Annotated in this window: 16 protein-coding genes and 2 pseudogenes; 15 read left to right on the top strand and 3 right to left on the bottom strand. The window is 71.1% G+C overall.

The features are described 5' to 3' along the window. Positions 1 to 103 precede the first annotated feature (103 nt). Positions 104 to 1,417, top strand: coding sequence for an MFS transporter (locus AB0N03_RS44130; protein ID WP_364385966.1), 1,314 nt, complete (start codon positions 104 to 106; stop codon positions 1,415 to 1,417). Here AB0N03_RS44130 and AB0N03_RS44125 read toward each other — a convergent pair. Then, a pseudogene (locus tag AB0N03_RS44125) lies at positions 1,414 to 1,749 on the bottom strand (MarR family transcriptional regulator); the annotation flags it as partial. The gene AB0N03_RS44130 and the pseudogene AB0N03_RS44125 sit on opposite strands and share 4 nt — an antisense overlap. On the opposite strand from AB0N03_RS44125, the gene AB0N03_RS44120 reads away from it, so the two are divergent. Then, positions 1,749 to 2,054, top strand: a complete 306-nt coding sequence (locus tag AB0N03_RS44120; RefSeq protein WP_364385963.1) for a RidA family protein — start codon at positions 1,749 to 1,751, stop codon at positions 2,052 to 2,054. The pseudogene AB0N03_RS44125 and the gene AB0N03_RS44120 sit on opposite strands and share 1 nt — an antisense overlap. Positions 2,055 to 2,125: 71 nt before the next feature. Here the strand turns inward: AB0N03_RS44120 and AB0N03_RS44115 are convergent, their stop codons facing one another. Further along, complete coding sequence (locus AB0N03_RS44115; protein WP_364385960.1) at positions 2,126 to 3,049, bottom strand: MurR/RpiR family transcriptional regulator; 924 nt, start codon at positions 3,047 to 3,049, stop codon at positions 2,126 to 2,128. 71 nt (positions 3,050 to 3,120) lie between these two features. Between AB0N03_RS44115 and AB0N03_RS44110 the strand changes: the two genes are divergently transcribed. The 7 genes from AB0N03_RS44110 (at position 3,121) to AB0N03_RS44080 (ending at position 11,978) form a co-directional block, all read left to right on the top strand. After that, on the top strand, positions 3,121 to 4,017 hold the full coding sequence (locus AB0N03_RS44110; RefSeq protein ID WP_364385957.1) for a transporter substrate-binding domain-containing protein: 897 nt from the start codon (positions 3,121 to 3,123) through the stop codon (positions 4,015 to 4,017). Further along, on the top strand, positions 4,014 to 4,865 hold the full coding sequence (locus AB0N03_RS44105) for an amino acid ABC transporter permease (RefSeq protein ID WP_364385954.1): 852 nt from the start codon (positions 4,014 to 4,016) through the stop codon (positions 4,863 to 4,865). Before AB0N03_RS44110 ends, AB0N03_RS44105 begins: the two co-directional genes overlap by 4 nt. Beyond that, a complete protein-coding gene (locus AB0N03_RS44100; RefSeq protein ID WP_364385951.1) occupies positions 4,862 to 5,626 on the top strand; it encodes an amino acid ABC transporter ATP-binding protein in 765 nt (254 codons plus the stop codon). The genes AB0N03_RS44105 and AB0N03_RS44100 overlap by 4 nt, the downstream gene beginning before the upstream one ends. 16 nt (positions 5,627 to 5,642) lie before the next feature. Continuing rightward, a complete protein-coding gene (locus tag AB0N03_RS44095; protein ID WP_364385948.1) occupies positions 5,643 to 6,827 on the top strand; it encodes an FAD-binding oxidoreductase in 1,185 nt (394 codons plus the stop codon). 132 nt (positions 6,828 to 6,959) lie between these two features. Then, entirely contained in the window at positions 6,960 to 7,877 is a 918-nt protein-coding gene (locus tag AB0N03_RS44090) for an ABC transporter ATP-binding protein (RefSeq protein ID WP_364385945.1), read from the top strand. Beyond that, complete coding sequence (locus AB0N03_RS44085; protein WP_364385942.1) at positions 7,874 to 9,217, top strand: ABC transporter permease; 1,344 nt, start codon at positions 7,874 to 7,876, stop codon at positions 9,215 to 9,217. The genes AB0N03_RS44090 and AB0N03_RS44085 overlap by 4 nt, the downstream gene beginning before the upstream one ends. Before the next feature lie 4 nt (positions 9,218 to 9,221). Further along, the gene (locus AB0N03_RS44080; RefSeq protein WP_364385940.1) at positions 9,222 to 11,978 is read left to right on the top strand and encodes a bifunctional YncE family protein/alkaline phosphatase family protein; all 2,757 of its coding nucleotides are present in this window, start codon (positions 9,222 to 9,224) and stop codon (positions 11,976 to 11,978) included. 87 nt (positions 11,979 to 12,065) lie between these two features. Here the strand turns inward: AB0N03_RS44080 and AB0N03_RS44075 are convergent, their stop codons facing one another. Beyond that, positions 12,066 to 14,054 carry an ATP-binding protein gene (locus AB0N03_RS44075; RefSeq protein ID WP_364385937.1) on the bottom strand — a complete coding sequence of 663 codons (1,989 nt, stop codon included), beginning with the start codon at positions 14,052 to 14,054 and terminating at the stop codon, positions 12,066 to 12,068. 124 nt (positions 14,055 to 14,178) lie between these two features. Here AB0N03_RS44075 and AB0N03_RS44070 point away from each other — a divergent pair, with 124 nt between their 5' ends. The 6 genes and pseudogenes from AB0N03_RS44070 to AB0N03_RS44045 form a co-directional block, all read left to right on the top strand. Continuing rightward, positions 14,179 to 15,060 carry a cyclase family protein gene (locus tag AB0N03_RS44070; RefSeq protein WP_364385934.1) on the top strand — a complete coding sequence of 294 codons (882 nt, stop codon included), beginning with the start codon at positions 14,179 to 14,181 and terminating at the stop codon, positions 15,058 to 15,060. A gap of 11 nt (positions 15,061 to 15,071) precedes the next feature. Beyond that, positions 15,072 to 15,638: an SRPBCC family protein gene (locus AB0N03_RS44065; protein ID WP_364385931.1), complete on the top strand. Its 567-nt coding sequence runs from the start codon at positions 15,072 to 15,074 to the stop codon at positions 15,636 to 15,638. 181 nt (positions 15,639 to 15,819) lie between these two features. Beyond that, the gene (locus AB0N03_RS44060) at positions 15,820 to 16,680 is read left to right on the top strand and encodes a hypothetical protein (protein WP_364385928.1); all 861 of its coding nucleotides are present in this window, start codon (positions 15,820 to 15,822) and stop codon (positions 16,678 to 16,680) included. Between the two features lie 55 nt (positions 16,681 to 16,735). Next, complete coding sequence (locus AB0N03_RS44055; protein WP_364385925.1) at positions 16,736 to 17,977, top strand: hypothetical protein; 1,242 nt, start codon at positions 16,736 to 16,738, stop codon at positions 17,975 to 17,977. 249 nt (positions 17,978 to 18,226) lie between these two features. Continuing rightward, positions 18,227 to 19,810 carry a molybdopterin-dependent oxidoreductase gene (locus AB0N03_RS44050; RefSeq protein WP_364385923.1) on the top strand — a complete coding sequence of 528 codons (1,584 nt, stop codon included), beginning with the start codon at positions 18,227 to 18,229 and terminating at the stop codon, positions 19,808 to 19,810. A gap of 112 nt (positions 19,811 to 19,922) precedes the next feature. After that, positions 19,923 to 20,137, top strand: a pseudogene (locus tag AB0N03_RS44045) (fasciclin domain-containing protein); the annotation flags it as partial.

The following is a 20,137-nucleotide window of genomic DNA, read 5'->3' as shown; positions in this document are numbered from 1 at the left end:
GGACCAGCGAATCGCACAGCGCGCCAGCACCCACCGGCGGCCGGCGGCCCGTGACTCGGGCCGCTCCGAACCGGCGTGCGGCCGCGCGGAAAAGGGGTCGACGATGCCCACTCTCAAGTCCAGCAACAGTTCCACGGGCCGTGCGCCGCGCCAGCTCACCGTGCGCGTCGGCGGCGCGGCCGGCCAGGTCATCGAGTGGTACGACTTCACCATCTACGGCTACTTCGCGGTGTTCCTGTCGCCGCACTTCTTCCCGGCGCACAGCGAAGTGGCCAGTCTGCTGGCCACCTTCGTCGGCCTGCTGTCGACGTTCGTCTCGCGTCCGCTCGGCGCGATCGTGGTCGGCCACTTCGCCGACCGGCTCGGCCGGCGCCGGATCCTGGCGGTCACGATCTTCGGCGCTTCCCTCTCGGCGGCGGTGATCGGCGTGCTGCCCTCGGCTTCTTCGATCGGCGTGGCCGCGCCGGTGCTGGTGGTGCTCTGCCGGTTGACGCAGGGCATCTTCACCGGCGGCGAGGTTCCCGCGGCCGGTTCACTGGTGCTCGAGCACGCGCCCGCCCGCCGCCGGGCCTTCTCGGCCAGCTGGGTGCAGGTGGGCGCGACGGCGGGCAGCATCCTGGCGTTGCTGGTGGCCACGCTGCTGTCCACGGTCCTGCCGCACGAAGCGCTGGCCGAGTGGGGCTGGCGCATCCCGTTCCTGATCGCGGCGCCGCTGGGCGCCGTCGGCTGGTTCGTGCGGGCCAAGCTCACCGAGACCCCGGAGTTCGAAAAGCTGGCCGAGCACGGCGAAGTGGCTCGGGCCCCGATCGTCGAACTGATGACGAACGCCCGCTACCTGGGCCAGATCCTGCGGTTGCTCGGCGTGTTCCTGTGCGGCAGTTTCTTCGCGTTCTACATCTTCCTGACCTACGTCCCCACGTACCTGCTCGGCCACGCACACCTCGGCGAGCGCGCCACCTTCGCCAGCGCGTTGATCGCGCAGTGCGTCATGATGTGCGTGATCCCGCTGGCAGGCCGGCTGGCGGACCGGGTCGGGCGCCGTCCGGTGCTCTTCGCCGCCCAGATCCTGTTCGTCGTGCTGTCGGTGCCGGTGTTCCTGCTGATGGGCCTCGGGACGTTCGGGTTCGTCCTGCTGGCTCAGCTGGCCATCGTGATCCCGATCGGGCTGCACCAGGCCGTGCAGATCCCGATCATGCTCGAGCTGCTGCCGACCCGGGTGCGGGTCAGCGGCGGCGGGCTGGCGTTCGGCATCGCGTCCGCGCTGTTCGGCGGCACCGCGCCGATCTTCGCGGTGTGGCTGGTCGGCCGCACCGGAACCGGGACCAGCGTGGCCATCGCCGTCGTGGTGGCCGCGCTGATCAGCATGGCCGCCACCCTCGTGACCGCCGAAACCGGTCACCGGGAACTGGCGGCTTAGCGTGGAGCGTCGCCGTAGTCGGCCGGGCGGGTGCGGAGCTTGGCCGCGATGCGGGCGAGGGCCTGCCAGTCGGTTTTCGTGAGGGGCTCGAGCACCAGTTCGCGGACCGAGCGCACGTGGACCGGTGCGGCGGTGACGAGGACTTCGTGGCCGGCGTCGGTGAGTGCGGCGAGGGTGTAGCGGCCGTCGCCGGGGTCGGGGGAGCGGGTGACCCAGCCGCGGTGCTCGAGGCGTTTGACCACATTGGACAGCCGGGAGAGCGAGCCGTTCGTCAGGTAGGCGAGCTCGCTCATCCGGATCCGGCGGCCCGGGGCCTCGGAGATCTGGCTGAGTGGTCCCCGACTACCACCACGTCGCCGTGGCCACCGGCGGTCGGCAGGTCCACATCGCCGGCCAGGTCGCGTGGGACGAGCACGGCACCCTGGTCGCGCCCGGCGACCTGACGGGACAGGTCGCGCAGGTGTACCGGAATGTCGCCAAGTCGCTCGCCGCGGCGGGTGCCACGTTCGCCGACGTCGTCCGCGTCACCTGGTACGCGGCCGGGTGGCGACGCGAGATGTACGACGCCTTCCGGGCGGGCGTCGAACAGGCGAGGGAAGAGCTGGGCATCACGACGACGCGCCACCCGCGGCGCTGATCGGCGTCGAGATCCTGTTCGACCCGGAGATCCTGATCGAAGCAGAGGTGACGGCCGTCGTGGGCCGGTGATCAGGGCGCCTCGGGACCTGCCTTGCCCGGCAACGAGAACTTCGCCGCGATCGACGGGGTCAGCGGGACGTCGAGACTCCCTTCGACGAGTTCCGTCCGCAGCCGGTTCGTGGCCTTCCAGCCGTCCAGGGCCCGGGCCGGGTCGGCCGCCGACACCGCCAAGAGCAGCGCGTCAACGAGAAGAAGCTGGCACACCAGGCCGCTGGGCAGCGAGTTCTCCGTGGACGGCGTCACGAGCACCGTGTCCACCCGGTCCGCGAAGTGGCTGGCCAGCATCTCGGTGATCAGCACGACCGGGCAGCCGATCCGCAAGGCTTCGCTGATCGCCACGTCGTGTTCGCGCACGTGGCGCAACGGCGCGACCAGCACCAGCGCGGAGTCCGGCCGCAGCTGGCCGAGCTCGTCGGCGAAGTTGTAGCCCGTCAGGCCGGTCACCGCCGCGATCCGGCCGATGCGGCGCAGGCCCAGGGCCAGTGAATCGGCTACCGGGAGCGCCGATCCGTAGCCGACGACCAGTGTGTTCGCCGCCGCGGCGAGGGTGGCGGCCGCCGCCTCGAACGTCTCCGAGGGGATCGACCGGGGGAGGGCCCGGACGAGCTCGGCCGCGTCCAGGCTGATCTTCGCCAGGAGCTGGCCGCCGTCGTCCGACCTGGTCAGGTGGTCGGCGAGGGTCCGCTCCGGGTCGCGGACCGGGTTGAGCACCGCCGCGGCCGCGCGGCGCAGCTCGCCGAGGCCGCCGAAGCCCAGCTGCTTGACCGTCCGGATGACCGTCGCGTCGCTGACCTCCGCGCGCCGGGCGATTTCCTGCGCCGAGAAGACCGACGCTTCGGCCGGGTGGCGGGCGAAGAAGTCGACCACCCGGATCCCGCCGGCGCTCAGCTGGTCACGGACCTGAGCGATGCGTTTCGTGAGGGTGGGTTCCATCTAGTCCCCACTAGACATTCTTGAATTCATGAAGTACACACTACATCACCCTGATGGGCGGAGGTAGTGACATGCCACGGACACCCCGGTTGCTCGCGGCGGTACTGGTCCCGATCCTGACCTTGACCGGCTGCGGGCTCGGCTCGGCGGGCGCCGCCGACCCCGCGCTCGTTGCCCGGCCCCACGGCCGCTGCGACCCGGCGATGACCGCGGCGCTGCCCGCGCCCGTCCGCCGGCGCGGCGCGTTCCAAGTGGCGATGGTGCCGGAGACGCCGCCGATGGCCTACTACGCCGAAGACGACGCGACGATCATCGGCTTCGACCGCGACCTGAGCCAGGCCATCGCCGACGTGTTCTGCGTCGGGACCGACCCGATCCCCACCAACATCGACGCGGTCGTGCCCGGGCTCGCCGCCGGGCGCTACGACCTGGTGCTCGCCTCGCTCAGCCCGACCGCGGAGCGCCGGAAGAAAGCCGATTTCGTCACCTACTACAACGGCGGGCAGGGTTTCCTGGCGAGCCACCGCACGAACTTCGCGGTGAACACCTACGCGGACCTGTGCGGCCGCGAGGTCGGCGTCGTGGTCGGGTCGGTCCAGCAAGGACAGCTGGACCAGGCGGCCGGCACCTGCGCCGAGGCCGGGCGGCCCGCCTGGCGGGTCAGCCTGTTCCCCAACGGCAACGCCGCGGTGCTCGCCCTGCGCAGCAGCCGAATCGACGTCCTGTACTTCTCCATCTCGCTCACGCAGTACGTCGCGAGCCGGTCGCCGGACCTGTTCCGGCTGGCCGGGCGGTACAAGCGGGCGATCGTGGCGCTGGGCCTCAAGCGGGACTCGCCGCTGACCGGCGCCGTCCACGAAGCCGTGCGCCGCCTGATGGCCGACGGCACCTACCGCACGATCCTGGACAAGTGGGGCCTCCAGGAGAACCACCTCGACGCCACGGAGATCCTGAAGGGACGGTCATGAGCATGGTTTCCCCCGACCTCGTGACGAAAGACGCGGCCCCGGCCCGCATCCTCGGCCGGAAGAAGTACGGCACGTGGATCGCCGGCGCGGTCGCCGCGGTGGTCGTCGCGCTGGTCCTCGTGTCCGCCGTCACGAACGAGAACTTCTCCTGGCCGGCGTTCGGGCACTACCTCTTCAGCCCGTCGCTCCTGCTCGGGCTGGGGCACACCGTCGAACTGGCGGTGATTTCGATGGCGCTGTCGATCGTCCTCGGGGTCGTCCTGGCCGTGATGCGCCAGTCGGCGAACAAGGTGCTGACGACGGCGGCGGGCGCGTACGTCTGGGTCTTCCGCGCGACTCCGCTGCTCGTTCTGCTGCTCCTGCTCTACAACCTGGCCGCGCTGTACCCGGAGCTCTCCCTCGGGCACCTGGTCGCGGTGGACACGAACACCGTCATCACGGTGGCGGGAGCCGCCATCATCGGGCTCACCCTGCACGAATCGGCGTACTGCGCGGAGATCTTCCGCGCCGGGCTGATCTCCGTGGGGCGTGGTCAGCGCGAAGCGGCCGAAGCACTGGGGATGCCGGGCTCGCTGGCGCTGCGCCGGATCATCATGCCGCAGGCCATGCGGGCGATCGTCCCGCCGTTGACCAACCAGTTCGTCAACGTGGTGAAGACGACGTCGATCGTCAGCGTCATCGCGATGCCGGAACTCCTCTACAGCGCCCAGATCATCTACGCGCGGACCTACGAGACGATTCCGCTGCTGCTGGTCGTGACGTTCTGGTACCTCGTCATCACCGCTCTGCTCACCGTCGCCCAGCGACGCATCGAACGGCACTTCAACCGCGGGGAGGCGGGCCTGTGACCACGTCGGCGATCGAGATCCGGAGTGTGCACAAGCTGTACGGCGCCCTGCACGTCCTCCACGACGTCGACCTGGTCGTCCGGCCCGGCGAGGTCGTCTGCCTGATCGGTCCTTCGGGATCCGGGAAGAGCACGTTGCTGCGGTGCATCAACAACCTGGAGAAGATCCAGGCGGGCTCGATCCTCGTGGACGGCGGCTTGGTCGGCTACCAGTGGGCCGGCCGCGACCTGCAGGAGACGACGCCGCGCCAAGCCCGCCGCGCCCGCCGGGACATCGGGATGGTGTTCCAGCAGTTCAACCTGTTCTCCCACTTCACGGTGCTGCAGAACCTGATCGAGGCGCCGGTCCGCGTCCTCGGCGTGCCGCGTCGCGAGGCCGTCGAGCGTGCCGACGAACTGCTGGCGAAAGTCGGGTTGTCCGACAAGCGCGCGAGCTACCCGGCGCAGTTGTCCGGCGGACAGCAGCAGCGCGTCGCCATCGCACGGGCCCTGTGCATGAAACCGAAGCTCATGCTGTTCGACGAACCGACCAGCGCGCTGGACCCCGAGCTGGTCGGCGAGGTCCTCGACGTCTTGCGCGACCTCGCCCGCGACGACCTGACCATGGTCATCGTCACGCACGAAATGGGGTTCGCCCGCCAGGTCGCGGACACGATCGTCTTCATGGACCAGGGCCGGATCGTCGAGCGGGGACCGGTGGGTCAGGTCCTCGACGCCCCGCGCGAAGACCGCACCCGCCGGTTCCTCGAGCGGGTCAGCTGAAAGGGAGGGATCGCACGTGCATTCCGTCGAGTACGCCGTCATCGGGGGTGGTGTCGTGGGCACCGCGACCGCGTGGAACCTCGCCGGCCGGGGCGCGGAAGTCGTTCTGCTGGAAGAGAACGAGCTCGCGTCCGGCGCGTCGGGCGGCCCCGGTCGCCGGGGAGTCCGCGCCGGCGGCCGGGACCTGAGGGAACTGCCGCTGGCGCGCCGCGCGATGGAGCTCTGGCCGGAGCTGGACCCGGCGCTCGGGGCGCCGACCGGCTACCGGCGCAACGGTCTCCTCAGCGTCTACGACGTCGAAGTCGCCGGGGTTTCGGGCTGGCAGAGCCTGCCCGCCCGGGCGCAAGCGCAGCGGGCGGCGGGAATCCCGTGTTCGGTCGTCGACCGCGAGGGGCTGGACGAACTGCAGCCGGGCCTCGCCGGCGACATCCGGGTCGCGTTGCTCACCCCCGACGACGGCACGGGCGACCACCCGGCGACGACGAGGGCGTTCGCCAAGGCCGCCGGCGAGCTGGGCGCGCGCATCCTCGAGCACACCGCGGTGCGCGGGCTGGTCCCGCACCCCGACGGCTCGGTCACGCTGCGCCTGGCCGAGGGCGACGAACTGCGCGTCACCCGCGGGGTGGTCCTCGCGGCCAACCGGGCGGTGCCGCGGCTGCTCGCGGACTCCTTCGGCCTGAGCCTGCCGGTGTGGGAGAAGGCCACCCAGGTCACGTTCGTCGCGCCACCACCGGGCTTTTCCCTGAACCACCAGGTCGGGCACACCCGGCGCTCGCTTTCGGTGAAGATGACCGACGAGGGACAGGTGATGCTGTCCGGCGGCCGGCCGGGCGGCTGGGACGCGCCGAGCGGCGTCGGCACGCCCGATCCGGAGGTCCTGCGGGCCAGCCTGGCCGACGCGGCTGCGACCATCCCGGCCCTGGCCGGCGCCGAGGTGCTCGCCGTCGACAACAGCCGGGCCGACACCAGCACCATCGACCTGATCCCGGTCATCGACACCGTGCCGGGCCACGGGACGGTGTTCGCCGGCACCGGCTGGAGCGGCCACGGCTTCGCGCTGGCCCCGGCGGTCGGTGAGGCGCTGGCGAACTGGGCCCTCGACGGGAAGCGCCCGGAAGTGTTGCGGCCCTTCACCTTCGACCGGCTGGGGGTGCGCCGCCGGGTAAGGCCCGGGTTAACCGCAGGCAAGAGGCGGGCTTAACCCGGACATTTCACCGGGCTTGCGCATGCCGGTCGTTCCCCGTTCGGTGAGCGTTCACCTTCATTGCCCGCTCCCAGTCATTTGCGGTCCCTAAGTTTCTGGCGTCAGCCACGAACGAAGGTAAAGGGACCCATGGACGCACCGCCGGCAGTGAGAGCGCGCGGGATCACCAAGTGCTTCGGTGACGTCGTCGCACTCGACGGCATCGATTTCGACGTGGCACCGGGACGGATCCACGGGCTGGTCGGCCCGAACGGCGCCGGCAAGACGACCCTGCTCGGCCTGCTGCTGAGCCTGGCCGTCGCGGACGAGGGCCGGCTCGAGATCCTCGGCGCGCCGGTCGGCAAAACCCTCGCCCGTGTCGCCGGGTTCGTCGACGGCCCCGGTCTCTACCCCTCGCTCACCGCCCGGCAGAACCTCGCCGCGCTGGCCGCCCTCCGCGGTGGCGACCGGCGGACCGCGAAGATCGACGACGTCCTCGGCGAGGTCGGCCTCACCGACGTCGCCGAGGATCGGGTGCGCGGCTTCTCCCTCGGCATGCGGCAGCGGCTCGGCCTCGCCGCGGCGCTGCTCACCGAGCCCCGCCTGCTGGTGCTCGACGAGCCGGCCAACGGCCTCGACCCGGCCGGCAAGAAGCACGTGCACGGCGTCCTCGAGCGGCTCGCCGCCGACGGCACCACCGTGGTGCTCTCGAGCCACCGGATGGACGACCTCGAAGCGCTGTGCTCCGAGGTCACCATCCTCGCCACCGGCCGCGTCGTCTTCACCGGCCCGCTGGGCAAGCTCTCCGCCGAAAACGGCGAACTCGGCTATCGGCTGCGGACGTCCGACCCGCGGGCCGCACGACCCCTGGTCACCGCCGCACCGGGGATCCGCCTCGCGGACGGCGACGACGACGCGTTCGTGGTGCGCGCACTGGCGCCGGCGCTCGACGAACTGGTGCTGCGGCTGGCGAAGGACGGCATCGCGGTGCGCGAGCTCGCGCCGGTCGTGTCCCCGCTGGAAGCCGCTTTCCTCGCCCTCACCGAACAGCCGGAGGCCACCCGATGACCGTCGTCGCCGAGGCCGCCCGGCCGGTTCCCGTGGCCCGCGGCTACCGCTTCGAACTCGTCAAGCTGTTCGCCGCCTGGCGCATCCGCCTGCTCGTCCTCGCCTGTTGGCTCGCTCCCGCGTTGTTCGTCGCCGTGGTGAGCGAGCAGAGTTCACTGCCCGTCGACACCCTCTTCGGCCGGTGGATGAACACCACCGGCTGGGCCGGGCCGCTGGTGATGCTCGGGTTCGCGGGCACGTACGCGCTTCCGCTGCTGACGTCGGTCGTCGCCGGCGACGTCTTCGCCTCCGAAGACCGGCTCGGCACCTGGCGCCACCTGCTGGTCGCGGTCCGGTCCACCCGGCGGATCTTCGTGGCGAAAGCGCTTGCCAGCCTCACCGTGATCCTGGTGCTGGTGGCGGGGATGGCTGTTTCCGGTGCGGTGGGCGGGGTGCTGGCCGCCGGGAACCGGCCGCTCGTCGGTCTCGACGGCCACCTCCTCACCTCGGGTGAGGCCGCCGTGCAGGTCCTGCTCGCCTGGGTCTGCGTGCTCGCCCCGACGCTGGCCCTCGGGGCGATCGGGCTGCTCGGCTCGGTCGTCTGGGGCCGCTCGCCGATGGGCTTGCTGCTGCCCGCCGTCGTCGCGCTCGTGCTGGCGCTCGCCCAGCTGCTGCCGCTGCCCGTCGCCGTCCGCCTCGCCTTGCCGAGCTACGCCTTCATCGCGTGGAACGGCCTGTTCACCGACCCGGCCCAGCTCGGGCCGCTGCTCATCGCGGTCGGCGTCGGCCTGGCGTGGGCCGTCGTCGCGACCGCGCTCGCCTACCTGCTCTTCGTGCGCCGCGACTTCACCAACCCGGCTCACGACGGCTCGGGCCGCCGCGCGCTCACCGTCGGTGTGCTGCCGCTGGCCGGCCTGCTCGCCGTCACGGCGGGGATCGTCGCCGTCGCCACGCCGGCCACCGGATCCGGGATCGACCAGGACAAGGTCCAGCGGTCGCTCGCCACCGCGTTCGCGCACCTCTACCGCCTGCAGGCCGGGCAGCTCAACCGGCCCGACGTGACCGAAGCGCAGCTGGCGGCCACGGCCGCCTGCACCAAGGGTGACGGCCTCGTCGAACCGGACGGCCCCGGCAACGACTGGCGCTGCGTCGTCTCCTGGCACCTGCCCGGGATCGCGGCGACGGGGTCGGCGATCTACCAGCTGGACCTCACCTCGGACGGGCGGTACGTCGCCGACGGCGACGGACCGAAGGAAGTGAACGGCTACTTCCAGGTGCGGTCCCCCGCGGGGGACCAACCCAACCCACTCTGGCAGTTCGACGGGAACGTCGAGCTGCTCTCCTCCACCCCGAAGGGATAACCCGATGCAGGTAACACGCCGCAGACGGCGTGTCGGGAAGGCTCGCCTTCCCGGTCACTTCAGCGGTCATCGGTTCCGCTACGCGACCGCCGGTTCCGCCACGCTCGTGCTGATCGCGACGGGCACCGGCGTCGGTGTCGCGTCGACCGCGCAGTTCGGCAAGGACCAGGTCGGCCAGGTCACCGAGAACGGCCAGGTCGTCTCCGCCGACCAGTACCTCAAGCCGATCGGCGACCGGCTGGTCGTGAACAACGGCAAGATCATGGCGTCCGCGGTCAGCCCCGACGGCGCCCACCTCGCCGCGCTGACGACCGACGGCGGGATCGCGCTCACCATCGTCGACCTGAAGAGCTGGAAGGTGCAGCAGCTCGTCGGCAACTCCGCGACGGCGAACCTGCGCATCCCCGGCAACGACGTCGGTCAAGAAGGACCGACGTACTCCCCGGACGGCAAGGCGCTGTGGCTGGCGCAGACCGACGGCTACACCAGGTTCACGGTGAACCCGGACGGGACCGTCGCCGCGCCGGCGTCGGTCAAGATCCCCGCGGACGGCGCGAAGCACGCGCTGGTGGCCCAGGCCGTGTTCTCGCCCGACGGTACGACCGTGTACTCGGCGGTCAACGGCCAGAACCGCGTGGTCGCCCTCGACGCGGCGACCGGCGCCATCAAGCAGAGCTGGGCCGTCGGCAACGCGCCGCGCGACCTCGTCCGCGCCGGCAACAAGCTGTACGTCAGCGACGAAGGCGGGCGCGCGGCGCGGCCCGGCGAGCCGACGCTGAACTCCTACAACACGCAGGTGCCGGCCAGCCCGGTCACCGGGGCCACCACCAGCGGCACGGTCAGCGTCATCGACCTGGCGAACGCGGCCGCCGCACCGAAGAGCATCGACGTCGGCCTGCACCCGACCGCGGTGTACTTCAAGAACGGTGCGGTGTTCGTCACGAACACCGCGAGCAACACCGTTTCCGTCATCGACACCGGCCGCGACAAGGTCGTCCAGACCATCGCGACCCAGCCGTGGCCGCAGGCCTCGGTCGGGTACGAGCCCGACGGCGTCACGCTCACCGACGACGGCCACCTGCTGGTGACGCTCGGCCGCGCCAACGCGGTCGCCGTCTACCGCTACCAGCGGGCGCAGGAGCCGGTGAGCTACGTCGGCCTGCTGCCGACCGACTACTTCCCGACCGCGATCACCACCGTCGGCAAGGACGTCGTGGTCTCCAACACCCGCGGCATCGACGCCCTGCGCCCGACGACGGCGGCCGGGCACGGCACGCACGACACGACGTCGAGCGTGCAGAAGTTCCGGCTGCCGGACGACCGCGCGATCCGCGGCTACACCGGCCAGGTCTTCAAGCAGAACGGCTGGACGGACGACTCGGTGCAGGTGGCGCACGACAACGGCCACCGGAGCCCGGTCCCGGTGCCGGCGCGGCTCGGCGACCCGTCGACGATCAAGCACGTCTTCCTGCTGGTCAAGGAGAACCGCACCTACGACCAGGTCTTCGGTGACGACGCGCGCGGCAACGGCGACCCGGCCGTAACGCAGTTCGGCGAGAACGTGACGCCGAACCAGCACGCGCTGGAGCAGCAGTTCGGGTTGTACGACAACACCTACGACATCGGCACGAACTCCGCCGAGGGCCACAACTGGCTGATGCAGGCCGACAACCCGGAGTACACCGAGTCGTCGGCGGGGGAGTACCTGCGCAGCTACGACACCGAGGACGACGCGCTCGGCCACCAGAGCTCCGGGTTCCTGTGGACCGGCGCGCAGGCAGCCGGGAAGTCGGTGCGGGACTTCGGCGAGTTCCAGCAGTTCCTGACCAAGCCCGCCGGGGCGAGCTGGCAGAACCTGTACTGCGACGCCAAGAACATGGCGGCGACCGGCGAGCCTTCGGCGTATCCGCTGGTGTCGTCGTCGCCGATCCCGTCGCTGAACGACGTGTCGGTGCCGGGCTTCCCGAAGTTCGACACGGCGGTGCCGGACCAGTACCGCTACCAGATCTGGAAGGACGACTTCGAGAAGCACGGGCCGGCCAACCTGAACATGTTCTGGCTGTCCAGCGACCACACCGGCGGCCCGCCGAACGCGGCCGCCCAGGTCGCCGACAACGACCTCGCCGTCGGCAAGATCGTCGACGAGATCTCGCACAGCCAGTACTGGAAGGACTCGGCCATCTTCGTCGTCGAGGACGATTCCCAGGCCGGGCTCGACCACGTCGACGGCCACCGGGCGCCGGTGCAGATCATCAGCCCGTACGCCCAGCACGGCGTCGTCGACAGCCACTACTACTCGCAGATCACGATGATCCGGACGATCGAGCAGATCCTCGGGGTCAAGCCGATGAACCAGAAGGACAGCGCGGCGACGCCGATGAGTGCGGCCTTCACCCGGAAGCCGGACTACACGCCGTTCACCGCGGTGCCGAACCGCACGTCGCTGACGGCGGGCCTGGCGACCCAGCCGGCCTGCGGCCCGGACACCCCGGCCCCGCCCGACCCCGCTGCGGCGCCGGTGCCGTCGTCGGCGGTGCCGGCGGACAAGGAGCAGGTGGCGGCGCAGTGGCAGGAGTGGACGACGCACCAGCGGCTGACCGGCCCGAACGCGGTCGCCGACTACGCCAACCCCGCGCAGATGAACCACTTCACGTGGTACCAGACGCACGGCTGGCAGCAGCCCTACCCGGGGGAGAACCAGGTGTTCGCCCCGGACTGGGTGCCGGGCGCGTACCTCCCGTCGGCCGAATCCGACGGCTGATCCAGCGCGGGTGAAGGCTCCTGGCCGGCGGCGACGCCGGCCAGGAGCCTTTCGCTGTCCGGACCGGCCCCTGGAACGGGGAACCGGTTACCCACGACGACTTCCGGTTTCGCGATCCCACAGCAGTTCGGTCAGCCGCGTGATCGCCTTGTCCCGGTGCCGCCGATAGGTGTTGAACGACAGGTGCAGCGAATCCGCGACAACCTCCTGAACACCGGTCGGGCGCAGGAACGTGCGATCGATCAGCACTCGGAGATCGGGCTTCAGCGCGGCAACGGTTTCGTCGAGCAGCTCCCGCAAGGTTTCGACCAGATCGCGGTCGGCTCGTCCGTGCTGCCGGACCATGCGGGACCGCACCAGCGGGTTCGACCGCAGGAGTTCCGGTGTGTGCAAGGTGCGCAGGGCGGCGCGGACGGCGTCGGTGAACTCCGGCTGGGACAGCACCGCTTCGCCGAGGGCCTGCCCGGCGGGCCGCGTCGGGGCCCCCAGCTGACGGGCGTGCAGCAGATCCGTGTATCCCGCGATGCCGGTTCGGCGCCAGTCGTGCGCGAACACCGGGTACCGCGACCCGCCGATGGTGTAGCCGGCTTCGTCAGCGGCCCAGAAGTCGAGAGATTCCATCGAGGGTGTCCAGAGCCCCCCGTCGTCGAACGCGCCCACGAAGCTCCACGCCGTGTCGTCGCCGATCAGGAGGATGTCCAGCATCTGCCACGCGACGAACAGCGTCAGCGACGGTGACGGGCGCTGGCCGTGGTCGCGGTCGAGGAAGAAGCGCCAGGCGCGGATCCGTTCGCCGGCGCGGGGCGGCCCGTGCTTCGAGGCGTACTCCCACATCGCGTCCGTGCCCGGGTCGGCGCCGACGTCGGCCTCGGTCAAGTCCAGGCGCGCGCCGTAACCGTGCGGTTCGCCGGTCGCGGTGCGGAAGACCCGGAAGGCTTCGGGTCGGCGCTCCATCCAGTACGCCACCAGCTCGGCCTGCTCGTGGCCCTGCCACTCGGCGGTCATGGCGACGATCGGCGACCGGTCACCCTCGTGCAGATCGTCGGCGTACGCCTGCATCGTCGGTGGCAGCGACGCCAGCGCGGCGTGCGGAGAACGGGTGCCGTTCAGCACGACGGTGAGCACCGTCAGATCCAGCCGTTCCCGTTCGCTCGTCATCGCCCGGACCTGGTCGTGGAACACGGCGAGTTTCCTGCGGTACAGGTCGGCGTAGCGGGCGGGGTCACGCCAGCGCAGGTCGGTGGTGATGGCGTCGCGGACCACGTCGTGCGGATAAAGCCCGTACGGGGACTCCTCGATGAACGCTTGCGTCCGCAGCCAGGCGAACAGCTCACCGGCGTCGCCGCCGGCCATCGAGCGCAGCAGGTCCTCGGTCGTGACGAGCAGCAGCGCACACACTTCCAGCGCCGCGCGATGGCGGGTGCTCGGCACTTCGTCGAGCAGCTGCGCCAGCAACGCGCCCACCCCGCCGGGCAGGTCCGACAGGGTTCGCGGCGCGGCGCCGCGGCGCACGGCATCCACCATCAGCGACAGGGTGAGCGGGTGGCCGCGGCTGATCTTCAGCAGCCGGTCGTGCAGGTCCTCGGGGACGTCCTGAGCGATCAGGTAGGCGAGCCCCTCCCGCGGCGACAGGTTGCCGAGCGCGACGACCCGCGTCAGTTCCCGCCAGGCCGGGTCCGCGCGCCACCGCGGTCCGGGCCCTCGCCGCCCGGCGATCACCACCAGGCAGGACGCCGGAAGGGACGGCAGGTAGTGCTCGCGGATCCAGTCGTCGATCGGTTCCAGCAGTTCGTACGTGTCGATCAACAGCACCGCGGGCGCGCCGCCGGACGGGGCAGGCAGGGCTCCCCGCCCGAGGGTCAGGTGCCGGGCATCGACCCGAACCGGATCGAGGCCCTTCTCGGTGGCTATGCCGGCGAACGCGTCGAGCAGCGCGCTCTTGCCCACTCCGCCGGCCCCGTGCACGAAGAGCACGCCGGGAGCGCCGAGTGCGTCCCGGAAGACGGCGATTTCCTCGTCCCGACCGGTGAAAGACCGCCGACGCAGCTCCCGCACGGTGTGTCCGAGTGAAGTCATGCACCCGACTGTATCCATCGGTGCCCGTCCGGACGGGCACCAGATGGGCACCGGATGGGCTTCCGGTCGCGGGCCGGTTCGGTGACGATCCCGGCTGACGGATCTCCCGGACGAAAGGACCATCATGGACTTCGACCCCGCCGACTTCCCGAGCAACTGGGGGCGCTGGGGCGACACCGATCAGCTCGGCACCGTCAACCTGATCACCGCGGAGGCCCGCGCGCGCGGCGTCGCCCAGGCACGTACGGGATCGGCGGTCTCGCTGGCCCGCAAGACCCCGGCCGCGCCGCTGATGGGCGGGCCGATGGCCGCCCTGCGGGCGGACACCACGGGCGTGCAGACCATCATGTCGTTCACCGGCTCGCCGCCACTGGCGATGGCCGAGCTGATGCTCGTCACGACGCACCACCCCGAGGTCACGCACCTGGACGCGCTGTCACACATGGTCGTGGACGGGCAGGTCTACCCCGGGATCGCGCAGGCGGAGAGCTCCGGACCCGCGGGCGTGACCCACGGCGCCGCGGACGTGTTCGCCGGCGGGATCGTGACCCGCGGCGTGCTGCTCGATCTGGCTCCGGACGGCAAACTGCCCGACGGGCACGCGGTCACGGCCGACGACCTGGAGGCCGCGGCGACGCGGGCGGACGTCGTGGTGCAGCCGGGTGACGCCCTGGTGGTGCGGGCGGGCTGGGACCGGGTTCCCGATCACGGCCGGGCCCTGCCGGGGATGACCTCGGGAGCGGTCCGGTGGATGCACGACCGCGGAATCGCGATCTACGCCGGGGACATCGGTGATGCGTCTCCGCCGCTGAAGGGCGATTTTCCCGGTGCGCTGCACCGGTTGGGACTCGGCCGTCTCGGCCTGGTGCTGATCGACGGCGCCCGCGGCGAGGAACTCGTCGCGGTTTGCCGGGAGCAGGGCCGTCACACGTTCCTGTTCGTGGCCGCGGTGCCCCGCATCCTCGGCACCACCGGCCTGCCGGTGAACCCGCTCGCCATCTTCTGAAAGGAATGACTTTGACGAACACCCTTCTCCGCGGCATCGGCGTCGTGACCCTGGGCGCGGCGATGACGCTGTCCGCGCAGACGGTGGCCTCGGCCGGTTCACCTGCCTTCCAGGAATGCCGGGGCGTGACCGTCGACAAGACCGCGCCGGTGGTCAGCCGGGCCGGCGTGCTCATCAAGGCGCCGCTCGCGGAAATCTGGCGTCGGCACACGGACATCGACCACTGGCAGAGCTGGATCCCGGAGATCGCCCCGGCCCACAAGGAGACGCCGGGGCCGCTGCGGCCGGGCTCGGTGTTCTCCTGGTCGCCCCAGAACATGCACGTCGAATCGACGATCAAGACCGTCGAGTCGGTGCGCTGCACCGCGTGGGGCGCTCTCGTGAACGGCATCACCGGCGTGCACCTCTGGACGTTCGAGCCGGCCAGGGGCGGTGTCTTGGCGACCACCGAAGAGTCCTGGGCGGGGCCGCCGGTCGAAGCCGATGTCCCCGGCAATCAGCAGGCCCTCGACCAGGGCCTCGCCGACTGGGTGCACCGGCTGCGGGACACCGCCGAGGCGCGGTCCGGCTGTTCCTGATCGCCGGGGGCGTTCTCACAGGTGCGCCGGACCGAAAAGCCGCGACGATTACCCACTACTGCCCGGTAGAAACCCCAGAGCAGAAAAGAAAAAAAGAATGCCGCATCCCCCAATCCGGTGACGATCTCGTGGCGAAAGCCCACTGACGGGTGAAATTCGCACTCGAAGGGAGGTGAGATGGATGAATTCTTCCCAGTTCGAGGACGAGCGAGACGTCGGGCGCTCGGCGTTGGCGCGAGTGCTCCTGGTCGCCGGCGCTCTGGTGGGGTTCGCGGTCCTGGCGGTGCTGAAGTCGGGCACCGCGAACGCCGCCGAGAGGTCGTCGCCGGAGCACCCGGACCGGCCCGGTCTGCTGTCCGCGGCCGAACAGCCGCTGCGGGCCGCGGTCCAGCGGGCCGACCCGCTGGTGCGGCCGGTGACCGACGTCGTGCACACGGCGTCGTCGCGGGTCGCGCCGGTGGTCACGCCGGTGACCGACCTGGTGGAGCCGGTGCTGGCACCGGTGACGCGGGCGGTCGTGAAGGCGGTCGCGCCGGTGCTGTCGGTGGTGCGTCCGGTGACCGAGCCGGTGCTCCGGCCGGTTCTGCACGCGGTCGCTCCGGTGACCGAGCCGGTCGTGCGCGCGGTGGGGGCCGATTCCGCGGTCGAGGCCGTCGCCGGAAAGACGACGACTCCACCGGACGATGTCCGGCCCGCTCCGGCGCAGCCGGGGGCGACCGGTCGGTCCGAGGCGCCCTTTACAGCGCCGGAGCGTGCTACGTCCTCCGCGGCTTCCGGGTCGCCCGCGAGCGTTCGGCCCGACCGCGAAACGGCAAGCCGGATGTCCGGCCCGGACGGTGGTGGCACCACGCCACCGGCGCCCGCCGCACCTGCGGCGAGCGGCTCCATGTCGGCGGGATCGGCCGGGCAGCACGGCGGCGAGTACGCCGTGACCGGGTCCGGTTCGACCGTGCCGGGCACGGACCGCACCCGGCGGGCTCCGCCGGGCGGGCACGCGTCGTTGTACTGGCTGGTCTTCTACGGAAACGACCATCCGAGCTGACGCACCCTTTCCACCCTCGAAATCCACAATGGACAGAGAGCAGGAAAGGGAAGTCATGCACAAGTACGTACGACGCGGCCTGACCGCCGCGTTCATCTCCGGCGGGTTCGTCCTGCTGGGCGGCGCGGTGGCCAGTGCGGACACCGGCGACTCGGGCCCGCTGGGCGGGCTCGGAAACACGCTGCACTCCGTGGTCTCCGGCGTTTCGGCCGGCGGCAACGGCGGTGACTCCGGTGCCGGCGGGAACGCGAACAGCGGCAACAACGCTGTCAGCGGGAACTCCGGCACCTCGGGCAACTCCGGGGCCACCGGGCACAACAGCGCCTACGGCGTCTGTGTCCTGGCCAAGTGCAGCACCTCGGTGTCCTCGGGCAACTCCGGGAACACGGGCGCGACCGGCTCGACCGGGAACGCCTCGAACACCAGCACCACCACCGGTGGCCACTCCGGGAACGCCGGCAACGGCGGCTCCGGGACGTCGGCGGCGTCCGGCACGAACACCGCGGACTCGCGGGGCGCCCGCGGCGTCCTGGGCTCGGTGACCGGCACCGCGAAGGGCGGCAACGGTGGCAACTCCGGCGACGCCGGGAACGCCACCAGCGGCAACACCGCCGTCAGCGGGAACTCGGGCAACTCCGGGAACTCGGGCTCGACCGGCGGCAACAGCGCCTACGGCCTGTGCGTGCTGGCGCGTTGCGACACCACGGTGACCTCGGGGAACTCCGGGGACACCGGCGCCACCGGTTCGACCGGCGACGCGACGAACACCAGCAGCACCACCGGCGGGAACTCCGGCTGGGCGGGCAACGGTGGCGACGCCACCGTCGTGAGCACGGGCCAGAACTCCGCCACGAACGACAACGGTGGGCACAGCTGGGGCTGGAACCGGCACGAGCAGGGCGTTCTGGGTGTCGTGACCGGCGCCGCCAAGGGCGGTAACGGTGGCAACTCCGGCGATGCCGGGAGCGCCACCAGCAAGAACACCGCGGTGAGCGGAAAGTCCGGCAACTCGGGCGACTCGGGCTCGACCGGCGGCAACACCGCCGTCACGTCGACCCGCGGGCACGAGCAGCAGGGCCGTCACCACCGCGGCTGGAAGCACGACGAGGGCACGAAGTCGGCCACCACGGTGACTTCGGGCGACTCGGGTGCCACGGGTGCCACCGGCTGGACCGGTGACGCGTGGAACACCAGCAGCACCACCGGCGGGAACTCCGGCTGGGCGGGCAACGGTGGCGACGCCACCATGATCGCCTCGGGCTGGAACACCGCCGCGCACACCCCGCACACCGTCTGACGGTCAGCGGACGAGCGGGGCACCGGAGGAATCCGGTGCCCCGCTCCTTTGGTGCGTGGCGGATCACGCCTGCGGGCGACGACGGGCCTTGACGCCGGGCCAGTCCGTCCCGCGTATCACCCGCACGGAGGAGAGTGGGGCCATCGCCGTCCACAGTGGATCGGGTGAGCGATGTCACCTTTCGAGGGATGGCGATACGGGAAACGCGCCCGGACCAATACGGTGACCGCGCCGTCTCGAACGCTCGTTATGACCGCTACCCAGCTCGACGTCCCGGAAACTCCGTCAGCGCCGCCGCGCGTCCGGCTGCGATTCTTCGCGGCCGCGTTCACCGGCATCCTGGCGCTGGTCGCCGCGCTGGCGGCCGGGCACCTGGTGGCGGGGTTCATCAGCGTCAACGCCTCGCCCTACCTTGCTGTGGGCAACGGCGCGATCGACCTGACGCCGGTGGAGCTGAAGAACTTCGCCGTCCGCACCTTCGGCACCTACGACAAGCTGGTGCTGCTGGGCAGCATGGCCGTGGTCATGCTGGGCGTCGCCGCGCTCGCGGGAGTCCTGTCGCGGCGGTCGCCGGTCCCGGGCGCCGTGCTGATCGGCCTGTTCGGCCTGGTCGGTGCCTTCGCCGTGTTCGAGCGCCCCGACCTGACCGCGGTGGCGCTGCTCGCGCCGATCGCCAGCCTGGTCGTGGGGATCGCCGTTTTCCTCCTCCTGCACCGGATCGCGCCCCGCGTGTGGCGGGAAGCCGGTTCCGGCGAGAAGACCGGGACGTCGCGGCGGGCGTTCCTGCTGGGCGGCGCCGGGGTCGTCGTCGGCGCCGGCGCGGCCGGGCTCGGCGGTCAGCTGATCGGCTCGTCGAGGGACGCCACGGCGTCCCGGGAGGCGGTCGGCAAGCTCGTTCCGGCCCGGACCGCCCCGATGATCCCGGCGGACGCCGACTTCGCCAAGCTCGGCACTCCGCCGTTCGTGACGCCGAACGACAAGTTCTACCGCGTGGACACGGCGTTGTCGGTGCCGCAGCTGCGCACCGAGGACTGGAGCCTGCGGCTGCACGGCATGGTGGACCGCGAAATCCGCTACAGCTACGGCGACATCCGCAACCGGCCGCTGGTCGAGCGGACGGTGACGATGACCTGCGTGTCCAACGAAGTCGGTGGCGACTACGTCTCGACGTCCAACTTCGTCGGCGTGGACCTGGCCGACCTGCTCGCCGAAGCCGGCGTCAAACCCGGTGCCGAGCAGCTGTTCTGCACGAGCGTCGACGGCTGGACGTCCGGGACACCGGTCGCCGCGGCCCAGGACCGCGGCCGCGGCGCGATGCTCGCGATCGGGATGAACGGCGAGCCGCTGCCGCTGGAGCACGGCTTCCCGGCCCGGCTGGTCACGCCCGGGCTCTACGGGTACGTGTCGGCGACGAAGTGGGTCGTCGACATCGAGGTCACGACGTGGGCTGCCCGGCAGGCCTACTGGCTCAAGCGCAGCTGGGCCCGCGAGGCCCCGATCAAGACCGAGTCGCGGATCGATTCGCACCGCGGTTTCGCCAACGTGCCCGCGGGGAAGGTGCGCGTGGTCGGTGTCGCCTGGGCGCAGCACACCGGGATCGAGAAGGTCGAGGTCCGCGTCGACCAGGGGCCGTGGCGGGAAACCACCCTGTCGCAGGAGGTCAACCTCGACACCTGGCGGATGTGGTGGGCCGAGGTCGACCTGTCCGCCGGGGTGCACCAGGTGTTCTGCCGCGCCACCGACAAGTCCGGTTACACCCAGACCGACATGCGCGCGGGCACGGTGCCCGACGGCGCGACCGGCTGGCACAACGTCACGTTCACCGCCGCCTGAGAAATCTTTCGCGAACGACCAATCCGTTCCGGGACAGGCCCCGAATAACCAGCAGTCAAAGAGTTCCCCGCAAGGGAATAGCCGCTTTCATTCACCTCATGGAGTGATTTTCGTGCGTAAGCTTCGTATTGCCGGAATCGGTCTCACCGCGGCCGCCGCGCTCACCCTGACCGCGTGTGGCAGCAGCGACAACGCTTCCTCCGGGAGCTCCAGCGCCCCCGCCCCGTCGTCCTCGATGGCCGCACCGTCGTCCAGCGCCGACTCGGGTGCGTCGAACGGCATGACCACCAACGCCGACGTCTTCGGTCCCGCGTGCGGCCAGCTGCC

It is taken from the genome of Amycolatopsis sp. NPDC051061 (assembly GCF_040682935.1).
Classification (GTDB): domain Bacteria; phylum Actinomycetota; class Actinomycetes; order Mycobacteriales; family Pseudonocardiaceae; genus Amycolatopsis.
The sequence above is the reverse complement of the archived record's forward strand: the minus strand, read 5'-3'. Positions and strand labels throughout refer to the sequence as shown.